The following is a 252-nucleotide window of genomic DNA, read 5'->3' on the forward strand; positions in this document are numbered from 1 at the left end:
GTGCTTTTAGCGTTTGTACCAGATAAGTGGGACGCGTGGCGGTAGAAGCCATATATAGTAGTCGTGTGCGCTCGTGCTGGGCGCGATAGAGTGCCACACGCTGCGCAGCAGTATTGGTTTCGCTAGCAGCCTTTTTTTCGGTCTCTGCGCTTTCTGTCCTTGTGCTTTCAGTCTCTGGATTTTCAATTGCTATATTGTCGTTCCTAACCTCTTCTGAAGCGGGTAAGGTAAATAACGCGAGCAGCGCCGCTT

General features: G+C 50.8%; 1 protein-coding gene. It reads right to left on the bottom strand.

Translation table 11 applies throughout. The features are described 5' to 3' along the window. Window positions 1–252 (bottom strand): hypothetical protein (locus AAEZ05_RS29490; RefSeq protein WP_350650171.1); only part of this gene is annotated, 252 nt, incomplete at both ends.

Origin of the sequence: Pseudomonas sp. HY13-MNA-CIBAN-0226 (genome assembly GCF_040310305.1) — a bacterium.
Classification (GTDB): Bacteria; Pseudomonadota; Gammaproteobacteria; order Pseudomonadales; family Pseudomonadaceae; genus Aquipseudomonas; species Aquipseudomonas gregormendelii.